Consider the following 17,566-nt stretch of genomic DNA (forward strand, 5'->3'; position numbering starts at 1 on the left):
TTCGTATTTTCTTAATCCAGGCCTTGAATCTGGAGTAGACTGTGATAGTTAATTTTCCCTAACCATTTACTTTTCCGAGCAAAAAGCGGGTCGCTGGAGCCTTTATGGACAAACAATTACTTTCTGATCTGATTGCCTTCACAGGCATAGAAACACAATTTACCGACGCATGGGGCAACCAATCAGAAGTCGCAGAGAAAAATTTACTTACTTTATTGGCAGCTCAGGGTTTTGCTGTTGATAACGATGCGCTGGCCCGCGAGCAATTGCTCGAACGCCAACAAGACCACTGGGAGCAGTTACTGGATCCGGTTTCGGTGCAAAAAGCAGGGCAGGACACCCAAATCGAACTGAAGTTACCTATAGTCCTGGCCAATACGCCTTTAGAGCTTGTGTTGACCACTGAACAAGGCAAAACACATCGCTTTACAGTGACGGCGACAGAGGATGCTGATTTAAATCAGGTGATGGTGTTTGACGGCGAAGAATATCAGCAATATCAATGGACTTTACCTGTTCTGCTTGAACAGGGTTATCACAGCTTAAGCCTGACTATAGGTGAGCTGGATTTTGTTCAGTCATTGATCATTACACCGTCTGCCTGTTTCCAACCCGCCGAATTTAAAAAACAAAAACAATGGGGGGTATCGGTTCAATTGTATTGCGTGCGTTCGGAGCAAAACTGGGGTATAGGTGACTTTGCAGACTTACGTTTCCTGCTTGGTCATTTGGCCAAACAAGGTGCCGATTTTGTCGGTTTAAACCCTATTCATGCGCTTTACCCAGCCATGCCGGAATCCGCCAGCCCTTATAGTCCATCCTCACGTCGCTGGTTAAATATTATCTATTTAGCTGTGCCTGAAATGCTTGGTTTTGACCAATGCCAGCAGGTAAAACAGCTGGTTAATGCTCCAGGATTTAAACAACAGCTGGATGCTGCGCGCGCTGCCGAATGGGTGGATTACACCGCAGTAACCCGTTTGAAGCTGCCAGTGTTAAAGGCTTTGTATCAATGGTTTACTGAACATCAGGCAGAACATGCTGAGCTTGCGCAGGCATTTTCTGTATTTAAACAACAATCTGGTGAAAGTTTATTACAGTTGGCGCTTTATGATGCAATTCACGCCCATCTGATCCAAAAAGATATGCATGCATGGGGCTGGCCTGTATGGCCTGAAGCCTGGCAAAGACCGGACAGCGATGAAGTGCTGGCTTTTGCCAAAGAACATGCGCATGAACTGGATTTTTACTGTTATCTGCAATTTATTGCCCGTGAACAGCTAGCAAAAGCTCAGGCCTTTGCCAAAGAGCAGGGTATGTTATTAGGTTTATACCGAGATTTGGCTGTTGGTGTCAGCGAAGCTTCCACTGAAATCTGGGGTAATCCGGAATTGTACTGCCGTGGTGCCAGCGTAGGCGCACCGCCGGATATTTTAGGACCTAAAGGCCAGAACTGGGGTTTACCTCCTATGTTGCCTTATCAGATGTTCCAGCAAGCTTACCGGCCTATGATCGATTTATTCCGCGCTAATATGCAGAACTCTGGTGCTTTGCGTATTGACCACGTCATGGCGTTGTTACGTTTATGGTGGGTGCCTAAAGGTGCCGAAAGCGCAGGCGATGGGGCTTACATCTATTATCCAATTCAGGATTTGTTAGGTATTTTAGCCCTTGAGTCGCAACGCCATCAGGTGGTGGTGATAGGGGAAGACTTAGGCACTGTGCCTGATGGCATTCGTGAAATACTGGCTGAATATGGCATGTACTCTTATCGGGTGTTTTTCTTTGAAAAAGCCGAAGACGGTGGTTATGTATCACCTTCCCATTACCCGGTGCAGGCGATGGCCACGTTGACGACCCATGATATGCCAACCTTGATAGGCTACTGGCATTGTGGTGATTTGAATTTAGGCAAAGAGGTTGGTTTGTATCAGGAGCATCAATTACCTGCGTTATTCCAGTCGCGTCATGAAGATAAGCAAAAGATTTTAAATTCGTTGCATGGTCATCAGATGCTGGACCCTAATTTTAGCCATAGCGTGGATCAGGTCGGAATGAGCACAGAACTGAGTTATGCCATTCAGCGTCATGTCGCTAAAGGCTCCAGCCAACTGTTATGTTTGCAGTTGGAAGACTGGATGGAAATGACACAACCAGTGAATATTCCCGGTACCAGCAATGAGTACCCAAACTGGCGGCGCAAATTATCCATGACGTTAGAGCAGCTGGCACAGCAGCAAAACGTCAACCAGTTGCTGCAAGACCTGACCCGCCTGCGTCGCAGTTAACAGACCCCAAAGCCCTATACAGGCTGAATTTTTGAAGCCATAGCGTAAAGCAAAAGCTATGGCTTCAAATAATTCGGCTATAAAACTGCCATAACCCCATGGCAGTTTTAGTGTAATTTGTTATCTTAGAAACTAAGACGGTAAAAAAATCAAAAGGATAGTTCATGTCCGTAACTCAGTTAGCCTCTGCCAGTTGTTCTTCTCCATTCTCTGTATTGTCCTGGCAACCTGGTGCAACCAAAGGTTTAATGATCCGGGCCTACTTGCCAGATGCGGCCAAAGTTGAAGTCTTTGATTTTGCGACCCGCAAATCTTTAGGTCAGATGACCGCAAAGCCCGTTTTACATGGTTTGTTTGAGCTTGAGTTGCCTGCTAAACGTAAGAGCAGCCCTTATTATTTTCAAATAGAAACTCCTCATCATCACAGCTACGAACTGGTTGATCCCTATCAGTTTGAGGATGAAGCTTATTACGCTGTGCATTTTGTCAACAGCAAACCGGAAAACCTATACAAGCAATTAGGTGCGCAGTTGGTTGAATTGCAACTGGGTAAAAAGACACTGAAGGCGACACGCTTTGCTGTGTTTGCGCCTAATGCGTCCAGTGTCAGCCTGATTGGCGATATGAACCAGTGGGATGGCCGGCGTCATCCAATGCAACGCACTGAATGCGGCCATTGGGTGCTGGTCATGCCTCAAATCGGGGCTGGTGTGCGTTATAAGTTTGAAATCAAAGACGCTTTTGGTAATTTGCTGCCTCATAAAGCGGATCCTTTAGCTTTTGCCGCCGAACAGTATCCATCCCATGCTTCTCTTGTATACGACCACAGTCAGTATCAGTGGCGGGATCAGCAGTGGCAAGAGCGCCATTTTGACCCTTACCATCAGCCGATGAGTATCTATGAGTTGCATCCAGGCTCGTGGAAACATAATCAACATGGTGAACCTTTAACCTATACAGAACTCGCGCTAGAGCTTATTCCTTATGTGTTGGATATGGGTTATACCCATATTGAGCTATTGCCTGTGATGGAACACCCATACTCTGGCTCCTGGGGTTATCAGCCGCTGGGTTTGTTTGCTGCAACCTCGCGTTTTGGCACTCCTGATCAGTTCAAAGCCTTTGTAGATGCTTGTCACCAGGCTGGAATTGGCGTGATTTTAGATTGGGTTCCAGCACATTTTCCTGAAGATGCGCATGGGCTGGCCCGTTTTGACGGCACTCATTTATATGAATACGAAGATCCACGCCGTGGCTGGCACCCGGATTGGAATTCTTGTATCTACGATTACGGCAAAGACCCGGTCCGGCAGTTTTTAGTCGCCAGCGCTTTATTCTGGCTGGACTATTTCCACATTGACGCACTGCGCGTGGATGCGGTGGCGTCCATGTTGTATCTGGATTATTCGCGTCGTGACGGCGAATGGGTGCCTAATATTGACGGCGGCAATCATAATTACGAAGCCATTAGTTTATTACGTTGGCTCAATACGGAAGTGTATCGCCAGTATCCAAAAGCAATGATGATAGCGGAAGAGTCGACGTCGTTTAATGGTGTCACCCGACCAGTGAATTTAGGTGGTTTGGGGTTTGGCTTTAAATGGAATATGGGCTGGATGAACGATACGCTGCGCTACATTAAAAAAGATCCGGCCTATCGTAAGTTCCACCATAACGATTTAACCTTCTCTATGGTGTATGCCTACAACGAAAACTTTATTTTGCCTCTGTCGCATGACGAAGTTGTGCATGGCAAAGGCAGTATTATCAATAAAATGCCAGGGGACGAATGGCAACAGGCCGCGAATTTAAGGGCTTATTACGCCTTTATGTTTGCGCATCCGGGTAAAAAGCTGAATTTTATGGGCAATGAGTTTGGCCAGGGTTCGGAGTGGGATCACAACCAGCAACTGCCATGGTTTTTATTGTCCTTTGAAAAACATAAAGGCGTACAGCAACTGTTCCGCGATTTAAACCTGACCTATAAAGCCTGCACACCGCTGCATCAGTTGGATCATGAGCCTGCAGGTTTTCGCTGGATTAACTATCAGGATGCTGAACACAGCACCTTAAGTTTCTATCGAATGGACCAACAAGGTCAGGCTGTGTATGTGGTCAGCAATTTCACTCCTGTGCCGCGAAGCAGCTTCCGTTTATCAGTGGCAGAGCAGGGTGAATACGAAGTGATCCTCAACACAGACAGCGAATATTACTGGGGCAGCAATTATCCTGTCGGCGAATATTTACCTGCGCTGCCAGCCGCCGCTTTTGGCTTAAATTATATGGTGCAATTGGACTTGCCTCCGTTGTCGACCCTTTATTTGAGACGTAAAACATCGTGAGTACAAAACCAGAGCAGAACCCTGAATGGATAAGCAGCACAGGCTCTGCTTATCCGCCAGGCCCAAGTCAGACAGGGCCACATAGCTGGAACTTTTCTGTCTATGCGCCGGATGCTTATTCGCTCTGGTTATGTCTATTTTCTCCTGACACAGAAGAGCCATTAGCCGAAATTGAGTTTTCAGCCCGTACCGGTGAGCAGTGGCATCTGCATCTGGACGGCATAGAAGCCGGAACTTTATATGGTCTGAGGGCTGAAGGTGTCTGTCAGACCAGTTCTGGTTTGGTGTTCGATCGCAACAGATTGCTGATAGACCCTTATGCTAAGCAGCTTAATCGCGCTTTGGTCTGGAATGAACGGCTTTATCAGGTACACAGCCATTATATGGTGCCTAAAGCCGTGCTGAGGTCGCAGGCTTTTGACTGGCAGGGCGCAAAAAAACCAGCCACTCCTCGTGAAAAGACCATTATTTACGAAGCTCATGTCAAAGGCCTGACCAAGTTACACCCGGATGTACCCGAAGCACTTCGAGGCAAGTATCAGGGTATGTGTCATCCGGCCGTTATTCAGCATTTAAAAGACTTAGGCATCACCACAGTGCAGCTATTGCCTGTCGCCAGTTTTATGAGCGAGCCACGCTTAGAAAAACTGAAATTGAGTAATTATTGGGGTTATAACCCGATCAACTTTTTCTCGCCTGATGCCCGTTATCAGGTTGATGATGCAGTGGCTGAATTTAAAGAGCTGGTACGCACCTATCATCAGCATGGTTTGGAAGTGATTCTGGATGTGGTGTTTAACCATACGGCAGAAGCTGAGGATTACCGCTTAAGTTTCAGAGGGTTAGCGAATAGGCACTATTACCTGTTTGAAAATCATGCCGACATTACCGACTATCAGCAAAACTGCAATTACAGCGGCTGCGGCAATACGCTGAACGTGGCGCATCCTGTGACTCAGCGTTTAGTGTTAGATGCACTGCGGTATTGGGCAACAGAGATGCAGGTCGATGGTTTTCGCTTTGATTTGGCTGTGACCTTAGCCCGTGAACATAAGCGTTTTGATGCCTACGCCACATTTTTACAGGTGATAGCGCAGGATCCGGTGTTAAGTCAGGTCAAATTGATAGCTGAACCCTGGGATTTAGGGCCTTTTGGTTATCAACTTGGTCAGTTTCCGGCGCATTGGTCTGAACTTAACGATAAATGCCGGGATACCTTTCGTTCTTTCTGGCGGCAGGATGCAAGTCAGTTGCCTGAATTTGCTACCCGCTTACTCGGTTCACGCGATATTTTTCAGAAACACCATAAACCCGCCTGCTGCAGCGTGAATTATATCAGTTATCACGACGGTTTTACCTTACAGGACATGGTGTGTTATCAGGATAAACACAACTGGCTGAACGCAGAGCAAAACCGTGATGGCCATGGTCATAATTTAAGTCTGAATTACGGCGTTGAAGGGCCCAGCAGCGATGCTGACATTTTGTACAAAAGATTCAGGCATAAACGTAACTTAGTGGCAACGCTGATGCTCAGTCAGGGCATAGTGCATTGGTTGGCGGGGGACGAGTTGAGTCAAACTCAACAAGGCAATAATAATGCTTATTGTCAGGACAATGAGATCAGCTGGCTGCACTGGCAACTGGATTACCAGGCTACTCAGTTTCTGAGTTTTGTCAAAAAGATGATTCATTTGCGTCAACAGTTTAGCTGTTTACAGCAACTCTCTTTGCTGGACGATCAGTATCAACTGCACGGCGATAAACATCAGGTCAGCTGGTACATGGCGGATGGAAGCTTAAAACAAGACGAACACTGGACAGACCCCTACAAAACCAACTGTGTGTTTGTCATCGAGCATTTAAAAGATCATCAGGCTATGTTGGTAATTATTAATGCGGGCGACCAACCACTGCAGGTCGACTTACCGAAGAAAAGCTGGCAGTTGCTTATTGATACTCAGTTTGAAACTGGCGAACCGCTGGAAAAATCAGCAACAAGAACACGTTATCTGCAAAGCGAACGATCTTTATCCATTTGGAGATGAGTTTTTTCTGTTGAGCTTTTTCTTTATCCAGAGTTTTCCAGTATAATCGCGGCCACTTTTGCAGTGCCGGATTTTAAAAGGAAAATCAAATGTCTGAGACATCCGTATTATGTGATATAGGTTTTGTCGGCGCAGGTGTTATGGGGAAAAACCTCATTTTAAACCTGGCTGATCACGGTTATCGGGTTGCCGCTTTTGATTTAGACCAAAAAAAACTGGAAGCTGTTATAGCGCAGGACACTGCTGAGCGTGGTGACAAACCAGCCCGCGTGATCAGCTGCAGCTCTTACACAGAACTTCTGTCGCGTTTATCTTCTCCTCATTTAGTCATTTTATCAGTGCCAGCTGGCAAACCTGTTGATGATGTCTGCTTAAAGCTGATTGACGCAGGTATTCAGGCGGATGACATCATTGTTGATACGGGCAATAGCTTGTGGACTGACACAGTACGCCGTGAAAAACATTACGAAGGTAAGTTTATTTTCTTCAGCACAGCCGTTTCTGGTGGTGAAGTGGGGGCCCGTTTTGGTCCGTCTTTGATGCCAAGTGGCGACCCTTATGCATGGACTCGTATTGAGCCTATTTGGCGCGCTATTGCAGCTAAAGTAGACCCGGCAACAGGCCGTCCGCTGGAACGACATGAACCTGGTAATCCTGTGACTGAAGGTGAACCTTGTGCAACCTACATTGGACCGGGCGGCTCAGGCCACTACGTTAAAATGGTGCACAACGGTATTGAATACGCCGATATGCAACTGATTTGTGAAGTCTATCAGGTGATGCGTGATGCGTTGGGTATGAGCGCACAACAAGTATCTGACGTCTTTAAAGAGTGGAATCAAGGCATATTAAATAGTTACCTGATGGAAATCAGTGCCGAAGTGCTGGCCACTAAAGATTCAGAAACGGGTTTACCTTTGGTAGATGTGATCCTGGATAAAGCAGGGCAAAAAGGCACTGGCCTGTGGACAGCAGTCAGCAGCCTGGAATTAGGCTGCCCGGCACCGACCATCAGCGAAGCTGTATTTGCCCGTTCTATGTCAACATTAAAAGAGCAGCGTGTATTGGCTTCGACCTTATTGGCTGGCCCGGTGCGTGAACATTGTACCAACCAAACCGCTGAGCAAATGATCAAGCAACTGCATGACGCGCTCTACTGCGCCAAAATCTGTGTGTATGCTCAGGGTTTCGATTTAATGAAAACAGCAGCAGCAGAGCATGGCTGGCAGTTAAACTTTGCTGAAATTGCTAAAATCTGGCGTGCTGGTTGTATTATCCGTGCTGTGTTTTTGCAGTCTATTACCGACGCTTATGAGCGTAACGACGATTTACAGAATTTGTTGCTGGATCCGTTTTTCTCCAAACAAATTTCTGTCAATCAGATGAATTGGCGCCGCGCTGTAGCAGAAGCTGCAATGACAGGTATTCCGGTATCCGCATTAAGCTCGGCTTTAAGTTATTACGACTCGTACCGTACCGCTGTGTTGCCTGCTAATTTGCTGCAAGGACAACGGGATTATTTTGGCGCTCATACCTTTGAGCGCACTGATAAAGCCAAAGGTAAAACTTTTCACGTCGACTGGAGTCATAACGACAGGCCGATGCAAAAAATCAAATAAGTAAAAAAAGCTCCCGTCGGAGCTTTTTTTTTACTGTTCGCCAATTTAGGGGAAGCTAATGAAAAAAACTGAACAAGAGTGGCGCCAACAGCTCAACGATGAACAGTACAGAGTGACACGGCAAAAGGGCACTGAGTATCCTTTTAGTGGAACCTTGTTGCATAACAAAGACACGGGCTGCTATCACTGTGTCTGTTGCCAACAACCCTTGTTTGATTCTGCAGACAAATTTGATTCAGGCTGCGGCTGGCCATCCTTTAGTAAAGCCATCAAAGGTCAGGTGAAATATGAAAAGGATATGTCCCACGGCATGAACCGGATCGAGATTTTATGCCAGCAGTGCGATGCGCATTTAGGTCATGTGTTTGACGATGGCCCGGCACCTACCGGGCAACGTTATTGTGTCAACTCTGTGTCGTTGTTGTTTAACCCTGACGTTAAAATTTCGGCGGAGTAAACTGCCCAAGTTGCAGCTGAGCTAAGGTCTGCTCAGCTGTTTCTTTAATTTTTTCGTGATCCAGCTTTGCCTGCTCCAGATATATTTTTAATTCCTGTAACTCCACATTAAAAGCACCACTTTGTTGTGCCAGTAATGCCCAGTGATACGAACTGGCGTAGTCTTTTTTCTTGTAAAACATGCTACTTAAAGACGCATAAATTTCCGGATCAATCTTAGGCTCTGGTGGGTACAGCTCCAGGGCGTGGTGCAGCAGCTGAATGCTTTTTTCCCTATCTCTTTTGCTGTAATAACTGACCAGCGCCATTTGTAGTTCTGGCGTTTCTAACTGATTATTTTGTTCAGCCTGTAAAAAACGTTGTAAGTGGCTGTCACTCTTATTACGTGACCAGTGGTAATACAACAGATGCGGGTCATCTGAGCTGATAGTGTCATCACTTAAACGTTTGATTTCCCTCAGACTGGTTATATAACCCACCATGCGGGTGCTGGTTTTTTCTTTTAGCTTAATGTGCTCAATACCAGCGGCCAACTCAATACATTTTGAGTACTTTTCAAAATCGACTAATAACTGATATTTGTTTTTGTCTGAGGGCAGGTGCTTTTCTTCATAACGCTGCATAATTAAATCACGGCGTTGCAGATTGCAGTGGGAGTCGTCATTTAAGTCGCTACACAGGCCAGGTTCTTTCTCACAAACAGCGCGTAACGTCAGTTCGCCTTCAGAACAGGCACCCAACATCAACAGGCTCATGCTTAACACCAAATATTTCATAAGTATCTCATTCATCTTTTCTGCTTCCAGCATAACGAAGAATTCAGAAAAAATCTTTTTGTAATTCTTGTCGTAGTATTACATGTTCAATTACAATGCGCCTGCCTCAATGTGGCGATGACCACAGGCACACCTCTGAACCTACAAGACGTAAAAGGCGAAACCATGACTCTATCACACGAAGAACAGTATCAACGCAGCTGGCAGGAACGTCAGGAATACGCTGAAAACATGCAACCAATCATAGGTCGCTTGTATCGTAATAAAGGCATTGAAGTTGTGGTTTATGGCCGTCCTCTGGTAAATGCGACAACAATTGACATCATTAAAGCTCATAAAACAGTCGAACGTTTTGAGCATCAGAAATTACGCTTAAGAGAAAGTTTCCCGTTATTAGAAGCGATATCCACTATGGATCTGGCGCCAGGCCGCGTCGATATTGGTAAACTTGCTTTTGCCTATCTGTACAAAAATGCGGGTGAAGGCCAAACTTTACAGCAGTATTTAGATAATCAGCTGTCTGAAATATTACATCGTGACGATCAAATAAAGCCTGTGGATGTGGTGCTTTATGGCTTTGGTCGTATCGGTCGCCTTTTAGCACGCCTGATGCTGGAGCGTTCAGGCCCAAGCAGCAAGTTGCGTTTACGCGCCATAGTCGTACGTGGTGGACGCAAAGGTGATTTAGAGAAACGTGCCAGCCTGCTGCGCCGCGATTCTATCCATGGCCCATTTAACGGCAGCATCACAGTGGATGAAGAAAACGTCGGCATTAAAGCCAACGGTACTTTTATCAAAGTCATTTATGCCGACTCACCTGAACTGGTGGATTACACCCAATATGGCATTCACGATGCACTGGTGGTAGATAACACCGGGATTTGGAAAGATGACAAAGAGTTATCTATTCACTTTAAATCCAAAGGGGCAGCTAAAGTATTGCTGACAGCTCCGGCCAAAGGCGACGTACATAACGTGGTGTACGGTGTGAACCACAGCATGATCCAGCCTGAAGACCGCATAGTATCAGCGGCCAGTTGCACCACCAATGCCATTACGCCGGTATTAAAAGCACTGAACGATGAGTACGGTATTAAAAACGGTCACGTTGAGACTGTGCATTCGTACACCAACGATCAGAACTTAATAGACAACTACCACAAAGCCGAGCGCCGTGGTCGTGCAGCACCTTTGAATATGGTCATCACTTCAACAGGTGCTGCCAGCGCAGTTGCTAAGGCCTTGCCAGAACTAAAAGGCAAACTGACAGGCAACGCAATCCGGGTGCCAACACCTAACGTGTCTATGGCGATTTTGTCGCTGAATTTGAACAAAGAAACCAACCGCGAAGAGCTAAATAACTATTTGCAAAAAGTAGCACTGTTTTCCGAGCTGCAGGATCAGATCGATTTCACCAGTTCGACTGAGATTGTATCCAGTGATTTAGTAGGTTCACGTTACGCCGGTGTGGTCGATTCTCAGGCCACCATTGTGCAGGACGACCGCTGCGTATTGTACGTATGGTACGACAACGAGTTTGGTTACAGCACTCAGGTGATTCGTGTGATGAACGAAATGGCCGGAATTAAATACCCAACCTTGCCTATCAGCAAATAACAAATGAAGTCGAACAGGCCGCCTCAGTGCGGCCTTTTTTGTTATTTAAGCGGGCCAAATCTGTAGCCTCGGCTAAAGAATCAAGCAGTGATACCCAAAGTAATTTCAGTTGCAGGGAGGCGACCAGTAGGGGCACGGTTTATCCGCGCCCGTCCCGAAACAACTGATATAGAGCGCGCAGTCAACAAAGCTGCGGCTTCAAGTACGAAGGGGATAGTGGTATGATGCCGGTCCGTTAAGACTGCAAGTTAATGCAGCATCTGTTACCTAACCAAGTGGATATGTTATGAAAATTACCTGTAATTTTGACAGCGGTAATATTGACGTGATCAAAGCCGAACATCCTGCTGATATTCAGCTGGCGATCCGTAAAGACCACAACTCTGATTTCTACCAATGGTTCCATTTCCGTTTACATTCTCAAAGTGCCGAACCTCATACTATTCGTATCGTTAATGTGAAAGATTCTGCCTACCCGGACGGCTGGAAAGGTTATCAGGCCGTTGCATCCTATGACCGTGAAAATTGGTTCAGAGTAGAAACCCAGTTGGTCAATGACGAGCTGGTGATCACCCATTACCCTGAAGCTGAATCTGTGTATTTTGCTTATTTTGCGCCGTACAGCTACGAACGTCATATGGACTTGTTACATTCAGCACAAAGCTCTGGTATGGCTCAAATCGTTGAGCTGGGTGAAACCCTGGATGGCCGTGATATGAGCATGCTGGTGGTCGGTGAGCCTGCTGATGGCAAGAAAAAAATCTGGATCACCGCACGTCAACACCCGGGCGAGTCTATGGCTGAATGGTTTGTTGAAGGCCTGTTAGACAGACTGCTGGACGAAGACGATGGTGTGTCCCGTACTTTGTTAGAAAAAGCAGTATTTTACATAGTGCCAAATATGAATCCGGATGGCAGCGTGCGTGGTCATTTACGTACCAACGCCGCTGGTGTGAATTTAAACCGTGAATGGCAAACGCCAAGCATGGAAAAAAGCCCTGAAGTGTATTTAGTACGCCAGCAGATGCTGGAAACTGGCGTTGATATGCTGCTGGACGTGCATGGTGATGAAAACCTGCCTTATAACTTTGTCGCAGGCTCTGAAGGCGTGCCTTCATACAATGCCAAAATGCAGCAATTAGAAACCGCTTTTAAAAATGCGTTGTTGGTCGTGACCCCGGAATTCCAGACTGAATTTGGTTATGAGCTGGACGAGCCGGGCAAAGCAAATCTGACCATTGCTTCTACCTGGGTTGCCGAACAGTTTAAGTGCTTGTCTTACACCCTTGAAATGCCATTCAAAGACAACGCCAATTTACCGGATTTAGATTATGGCTGGTCTGATGTTCGGTCGATGAAACTTGGGCAAGATAGCTTAGTTGCAGTGCTTGCTGTAGTTGATCAACTGCGTTAAATCATCCGTATCCGTTGATAATGCAGGTCAGCCTTAGCTGGCTTGCAAACTTGTTCTTTTGCTTTATAGTGCGCCATAACTTTTAGAGGGTTTTACTATGGCAATTATTTCCTGCCCACGTTGTGCTAAAAAGATTTCGGATAAAAGTCAGAGCTGTCAGCATTGTCAGTTGGATTTAACCGGTATGTCAGCGGAAAGAAAGCATCATTTAGCCATAGAAGCTAGAGATAAAAAGATGCAAGGCGCGTTAAACCAATCCATGCTGGCATTGATTCTGTTTTTGGCTGGCTTCTGTTTTCTGTATTTTTGGGCACTGGAACCGGATGGCTATGAAGCCATTGTCTCCAAAGGCATGATAGCTTTGGGTTTCCTTTGGTATATCTATGCCCGTGCTCGTCTGATTTATCTGAAGCGAAAAAATTAGTATGGATTTTAAAGCTCTTGTGCTGGCGATGTCGCCTGATACCTACCAGTCACTCCTCGAAACTGTAGCGACCGGCCGTTGGGCTGATGGTGTTGCACTTTCCGATATGCAAAAAGCTCACACTCAGCAACTGGTGATGGCCTATCAGGCTTATGTACTTAAATCCACCGAGCCTTACACTATAGGAGCGGATGGTCAGATGGTGGTTAAATCCAAAGCTGAAATGAAAAAACAATTCCCTCAGGACTCTTCGATAGCAAGGTTTGCGCATGATGATCTTTAAACGTTGGTTTGCGCCGAAATGGCAACATAAAGATGCTGCAGTGCGGCAACAGGCGATTGCCGGGTTAAATGTGGATGCCCAGCACAAAGAAATTTTGCACGAACTGGCCTTTAATGATGGCCACGAGGCTGTGCGTCGTGCTGCACTGGAAAAACTCAATGAGTTTTCCTTATGGTGGCAAGCCAGTAAACAAGACAACGCTGAACGCTTAAAACACTATGCTGAAACTCAACTGGTGCAGATGGTGCTGGAAAATCGTATTTCAGCACCTTTGAAGCGTCAGTTTATTGAAGAATGTCACAGAAGTAGCATTTTAGAAAAGTTAGCCCAAACCGAAACAGACGCTGATATCCGTTTCTCACTGATTATGCGCCTGAAAAAGACAGATCTGATCCTGACCAATTTGCAGCAAGACCTGCTGAGTCTGGAGCAAAAACGTCAGCTACTTGCTTTAATCACAGAACCAAAGCAGTTAGAAAAACTGAGCAAACAACTGGCTGAACCTTTAGCAAGCGAGTTAAAGCAGCAGTTGCGACAACAGCAAGAAGCCAAGGACAAACCTGTTCAGGTGCGAAAAGTGGTTAACCTGCTGTTGGCAAAATTAAATGCGGTGCGTGAGCGCGGTGATTTAGTTCAGATGCAGCAAAAATGGCTGCAGTACCAGCAAGAATGGGATGCCGCACAGTCCGATTTGGCTCTGCTGGATGATGCTGCTGAACTGACGCAAAAATATAACAAAATCAAATTATTGACCGAAGCCGCATGGGCACCTTTGGTAAAAGAGCAGCAACTGCAACTGGCTCAACAACAAAAAATTTCCGCGCTGAAACAGCAGCAACAAGAGTTTGAAACCAAATTGCAGGCTTTACAACAACAGTTATCCCAGCTGATGTCCGAAGGACGGCTGGATGAAACTGATCCATTGGCTGCAGAAGTTGCGACTTTGCTACAGCAAGTCTCACAAAGTGATTTAGCCTCTGCAGTAAAAGCCAGTCTGCAAAAAGCACTGACAGCTTTTGAGCGTCAATTGCAGCAGTTACCAGCTCAGGCTGAACAGTTATTCAAATTAACACGCTTGTTGGCTGACTGGTCTGTTGCAACTGTCCCGGCAGATGCAACCCAGTTTCAGCATATCGAAGCTAAATATCAGCAATGGCAGCAGGAATGGAGCAAAGGCCGCAAGACCTTAGGCGCTATGTTGCCAGACAGTCTGGCGGAGGCTCAGCAGCAATTAAATGCCCAGTGGCAAGCCGTGATGACTGGTTTTGCCGGCCAGGCCGAAAAAGATCTGAAGTCACTGCGCTCAAAACTTGCTGAATTCCGTCGTTTGTATGAAGCAGGGCGTTATAAAGTATTGTTTGGCCTGTTTAAAGGTATCCAACAAAGTTACGCCGAATTAACCCCGGCTCAGCAGCAACAACTCAGCAAAGACTATCAGGCTGCAGAGCAGCAACTGCAGCACCTGAATGAGTTACAAAACTACATCGCCACACCTCGTAAGCAAGAATTAGTCGCTCAAATGCAAGCTCTGGCTGTAGCCACTGATGTATCAGCGCCAGAGCGTGCTGAACAGGTGAAGTTAGCCCGAGCGAACTGGCAGACCTTAGGTCGTGCCGATGAAGCTTTAGAGGCAGATTTGAACCAGGCCTTTAATCTGGCTTGTGAGCAAGCTTTTGCACCTTGCCGTGATTATTTCGCAGCTCAGGACGAGCAACGTAAACAAAATGCGTTGATTAAACAGCAGATTCTGGCGGATTTAACTGCGTTATTGGAGCAGCCTTTAGACAAGAGCTTTGATAGCCAGTTGACCAGATTACAAAAAAGCTGGCGGGAAAGTGGTCCAACAGAATCTGGTCTTTATAAAGAGCTTTCGGCCCAGTTTAAAACTCTGGTTGATCAGCTAAAAAGTCGGGTTCGTGGTCAACATGAACAGAATTTAGCGGAAAAACAACAGCTGATTCAAAAAGCCCAACAGTTGCTGACACTATCAGTTGATGAAGCAGTGGCTGGCGCTAAAAAGCTGCAGCAAGACTGGAAACAGATTGGTTTTGCCGGCAAAACTGACCAGCAACTCTGGTCAGAATTCCGTATCGTCTGCGATCGAATTTTCGCCAATAAAACCGCAGCAAAACAACAGCAAGATCAGCAATGGGCTGAGCAGCAGCAACAAGCTGAAACTCAGTTTGCTGAAGTTGCAACACAGTGTGCACAAGCAGCCACTGCGTCAGAACTGCATGCTGCCCATAGCGCCTTAAAAGCGCTGGATCTGCCAGCTAAATCTGTTTTATCGCAGCAAAAGCAGCAGTTGTTAGCACAAGTACAGCAGAAGCTGGAGACATTGGAGCAGTCTGCTTTTAATGCCAGTTATCAGCAATTGTTTGCTGCACTTGAACAAGCTGATGTGACAGCTGACGCTATTCCTGTGCGTTTTCGTGAAGACTTCGCTAAAGGCAATGAGTCGCAGCTGACCCGGGCTCAGCTCACTACTGCTATTGAACTAATTAGTGGAAAAGACTGTGTCGCCGCAGATAAAGCACAAGTGCAACTGCAGTTGTTGTCGGATAAACACAATTCCGGCACCAGCCTGACGGTTGACGCTTTATTAAAACGCTGGTTAAGTTTTGGTGCTGTGAAAGCAGAAGAGCAGGGCTTAGTACTACGTTTAAAAGCTGTATTTGCGTAAGGCAAATACAGACTATGAAAAAGCCAGCGTACGCTGGCTTTTTTACATCCGCGATACAGTACTTTTAAAGCGTTAACTCACCACGCAAACTTTGTTGCATAAAGAGCCGCACTTGCTCAGTGCTTAAAGGCTGGCTCAGTAAATAATGCAGTTTGGTTAAGGTGGCTTCCAGTGTCATATCGTAACCACTGATCACACCACAAGCTCGCAGGGCATTGCCTGTGGCATATCCCCCCATATTGACCTTGCCTTTAAAACACTGGGTACAGTTGACAATAATAGTGCCGCGCTTAGAGGCTTCAGTCAGAGCCTCCAGCAGTTCTGGTTGCTGTGGCGCATTGCCTACACCATAGGATTTAATGATCAACGCCTTGATAGGGGCGGCCGCCATATTTTTAATCACTTCAGCGCTTATGCCAGGATACAGCGTCACCACACTAATAGGCTGAGGTGTGATTTGTGCGATTTTTAAGGCTTTGGTCACGGCAGTCGAGGCCAGATGACCGGAAATTAAATTGATATGAATACCAGCTTCAATCAACGGTGAAAAGTTCGGAGATGCAAAAGCATCAAACCCATCTGCATCAGCTTTTGTAGCCCGGTTTCCACGAAAAAGTTTATTATTAAAAAATAACGCGACTTCAGCGATAGGATAATAGGCCGCTAAATAGAGGGCATTGAGTAAATTTACCTGGCCGTCAGAGCGTAATTGCGCCAATGGAATTTGTGAGCCCGTCACTATCACAGGTTTTGCCAGGTCTTCCAGCATAAAGGACAAAGCAGAGGCGGTGTAAGCCATGGTATCAGTGCCATGCAGTACAACAAAACCATCGTAGTCTGCATAATGGCTTTGAATATCAGTGGCAATTTCCAGCCAATGCGCTGGTGTCATATCGGAGGAGTCAATCACAGGGTGGTATTCGTGGATATCAAATTCCGGCATTTCTGAGCGGTAAAACTCCGGCATGCTTTTAACGGTATCGGATAAAAAGCCAGGCACTGGCACAAAACCATTACTCGATTGCTGCATACCTATAGTTCCGCCTGTGTAGGCGACATAAATTCGTTTTTTATTCATGACAGAGAAAGTCCTGATCTGTTGTGGTGCTATTGTAATCAACGGCGGCAGAGCTGTCAGGTTTTGTTCGGTTTAATCTGTGGGCATACAGTTATTTCGTTATTTTTTGCATGTAAGAGCGCAGAAAATTAGCAAAAAGTAATCACTTTGCACAAATGCTGAGCAAACGGATTAAAAGCGATAGAAAAGCACTTTACAAAAAAAGGCGACACCCCTAATATGGCGTCCAACGCGGAGGGGTGGCAGAGCGGTTTAATGCACCGGTCTTGAAAACCGGCGAAGGTTAATAGCCTTCCGAGAGTTCGAATCTCTCCCCCTCCGCCATTAAAACCACCATCAAGGTGGTTTTTTTATGCCTGCAATTTTCCTATCTTATTGGTTTATAAGTTTTTTCTGTGTTATCCCCAACAAATTTGTGTTACTTATCGCATTCGTTGATGAAGTGCTTGAGCTTTATCCTGTCTCTGCTTTATGCTCAGACAGAATCCAGCTAGACTGGAGTAGTTGACCTTGGCCCGGAGAGATCAAATTGATTAAT

At 46.1% G+C, this 17,566-nt stretch carries 12 protein-coding genes and 1 tRNA gene; 11 read left to right on the forward strand and 2 right to left on the reverse strand.

Translation table 11 applies throughout. The annotated features are described in order from the left end of the window. Nucleotides 1-104: 104 nt before the first annotated feature. The 5 genes from malQ (at nucleotide 105) to msrB (ending at nucleotide 8,754) form a co-directional block, all read left to right on the forward strand. A complete protein-coding gene (gene malQ, locus LSG34_RS01680) occupies nucleotides 105-2,288 on the forward strand; it encodes a 4-alpha-glucanotransferase (RefSeq protein ID WP_233007089.1) in 2,184 nt (727 codons plus the stop codon). 164 nt (nucleotides 2,289-2,452) lie between these two features. Continuing rightward, the gene (glgB, locus tag LSG34_RS01685) at nucleotides 2,453-4,630 is read left to right on the forward strand and encodes a 1,4-alpha-glucan branching protein GlgB (protein WP_233007090.1); all 2,178 of its coding nucleotides are present in this window, start codon (nucleotides 2,453-2,455) and stop codon (nucleotides 4,628-4,630) included. Continuing rightward, nucleotides 4,627-6,678 carry a glycogen debranching protein GlgX gene (glgX, locus tag LSG34_RS01690; protein WP_233007091.1) on the forward strand — a complete coding sequence of 684 codons (2,052 nt, stop codon included), beginning with the start codon at nucleotides 4,627-4,629 and terminating at the stop codon, nucleotides 6,676-6,678. The genes glgB and glgX overlap by 4 nt, the downstream gene beginning before the upstream one ends. A gap of 89 nt (nucleotides 6,679-6,767) precedes the next feature. Beyond that, nucleotides 6,768-8,297: an NADP-dependent phosphogluconate dehydrogenase gene (gndA, locus tag LSG34_RS01695; protein WP_233007092.1), complete on the forward strand. Its 1,530-nt coding sequence runs from the start codon at nucleotides 6,768-6,770 to the stop codon at nucleotides 8,295-8,297. Between the two features lie 58 nt (nucleotides 8,298-8,355). Further along, nucleotides 8,356-8,754 (forward strand): peptide-methionine (R)-S-oxide reductase MsrB, encoded by a 399-nt coding sequence (gene msrB, locus LSG34_RS01700; protein WP_233007093.1) that lies wholly within the window; start codon nucleotides 8,356-8,358, stop codon nucleotides 8,752-8,754. Here the strand turns inward: msrB and LSG34_RS01705 are convergent. Next, the gene (locus tag LSG34_RS01705) at nucleotides 8,735-9,529 is read right to left on the reverse strand and encodes a DUF2989 domain-containing protein (protein ID WP_233007094.1); all 795 of its coding nucleotides are present in this window, start codon (nucleotides 9,527-9,529) and stop codon (nucleotides 8,735-8,737) included. The two genes, msrB and LSG34_RS01705, sit on opposite strands and share 20 nt — an antisense overlap. Nucleotides 9,530-9,694: 165 nt before the next feature. On the opposite strand from LSG34_RS01705, the gene LSG34_RS01710 reads away from it, so the two are divergent. The 5 genes from LSG34_RS01710 (at nucleotide 9,695) to LSG34_RS01730 (ending at nucleotide 15,950) form a co-directional block, all read left to right on the forward strand. Continuing rightward, nucleotides 9,695-11,146, forward strand: a complete 1,452-nt coding sequence (locus LSG34_RS01710; RefSeq protein WP_269822740.1) for a glyceraldehyde-3-phosphate dehydrogenase — start codon at nucleotides 9,695-9,697, stop codon at nucleotides 11,144-11,146. Nucleotides 11,147-11,432: 286 nt separating this feature from the next. After that, complete coding sequence (locus tag LSG34_RS01715; protein WP_233007096.1) at nucleotides 11,433-12,560, forward strand: M14 family metallopeptidase; 1,128 nt, start codon at nucleotides 11,433-11,435, stop codon at nucleotides 12,558-12,560. A gap of 97 nt (nucleotides 12,561-12,657) precedes the next feature. Next, entirely contained in the window at nucleotides 12,658-12,984 is a 327-nt protein-coding gene (locus tag LSG34_RS01720) for a zinc ribbon domain-containing protein (protein ID WP_233007097.1), read from the forward strand. Nucleotide 12,985: 1 nt separating this feature from the next. Further along, a complete protein-coding gene (locus LSG34_RS01725; RefSeq protein ID WP_233007098.1) occupies nucleotides 12,986-13,267 on the forward strand; it encodes a YeaC family protein in 282 nt (93 codons plus the stop codon). After that, on the forward strand, nucleotides 13,254-15,950 hold the full coding sequence (locus tag LSG34_RS01730) for a DUF349 domain-containing protein (RefSeq protein WP_233007099.1): 2,697 nt from the start codon (nucleotides 13,254-13,256) through the stop codon (nucleotides 15,948-15,950). Before LSG34_RS01725 ends, LSG34_RS01730 begins: the two co-directional genes overlap by 14 nt. Nucleotides 15,951-16,014: 64 nt before the next feature. Here LSG34_RS01730 and ansA read toward each other — a convergent pair whose 3' ends face one another. Then, nucleotides 16,015-17,028, reverse strand: coding sequence for an asparaginase (gene ansA, locus LSG34_RS01735; RefSeq protein WP_127022729.1), 1,014 nt, complete (start codon nucleotides 17,026-17,028; stop codon nucleotides 16,015-16,017). Nucleotides 17,029-17,261: 233 nt separating this feature from the next. Between ansA and LSG34_RS01740 the strand changes: the two genes are divergently transcribed. Next, nucleotides 17,262-17,352: transfer RNA gene (locus LSG34_RS01740), tRNA-Ser, on the forward strand. Nucleotides 17,353-17,566 lie beyond the last annotated feature (214 nt).

Origin of the sequence: Rheinheimera faecalis (genome assembly GCF_021290965.1) — a bacterium.
Lineage (GTDB): Bacteria > Pseudomonadota > Gammaproteobacteria > Enterobacterales > Alteromonadaceae > Pararheinheimera > Pararheinheimera faecalis.

Coding starts and splice junctions, on each gene's coding strand:
- gndA (WP_233007092.1), top strand. CDS start 6,768: ATGTCTGAGACATCCGTATTATGTGATATAGGTTTTGTCGGCGCAGGT.
- msrB (WP_233007093.1), top strand. CDS start 8,356: ATGAAAAAAACTGAACAAGAGTGGCGCCAACAGCTCAACGATGAACAG.
- ansA (WP_127022729.1), bottom strand. CDS start 17,028: ATGAATAAAAAACGAATTTATGTCGCCTACACAGGCGGAACTATAGGT.
- LSG34_RS01730 (WP_233007099.1), top strand. CDS start 13,254: ATGATGATCTTTAAACGTTGGTTTGCGCCGAAATGGCAACATAAAGAT.
- LSG34_RS01705 (WP_233007094.1), bottom strand. CDS start 9,529: ATGAAATATTTGGTGTTAAGCATGAGCCTGTTGATGTTGGGTGCCTGT.
- LSG34_RS01720 (WP_233007097.1), top strand. CDS start 12,658: ATGGCAATTATTTCCTGCCCACGTTGTGCTAAAAAGATTTCGGATAAA.
- LSG34_RS01725 (WP_233007098.1), top strand. CDS start 12,986: ATGGATTTTAAAGCTCTTGTGCTGGCGATGTCGCCTGATACCTACCAG.
- glgB (WP_233007090.1), top strand. CDS start 2,453: ATGTCCGTAACTCAGTTAGCCTCTGCCAGTTGTTCTTCTCCATTCTCT.
- malQ (WP_233007089.1), top strand. CDS start 105: ATGGACAAACAATTACTTTCTGATCTGATTGCCTTCACAGGCATAGAA.
- LSG34_RS01715 (WP_233007096.1), top strand. CDS start 11,433: ATGAAAATTACCTGTAATTTTGACAGCGGTAATATTGACGTGATCAAA.
- LSG34_RS01710 (WP_269822740.1), top strand. CDS start 9,695: ATGACTCTATCACACGAAGAACAGTATCAACGCAGCTGGCAGGAACGT.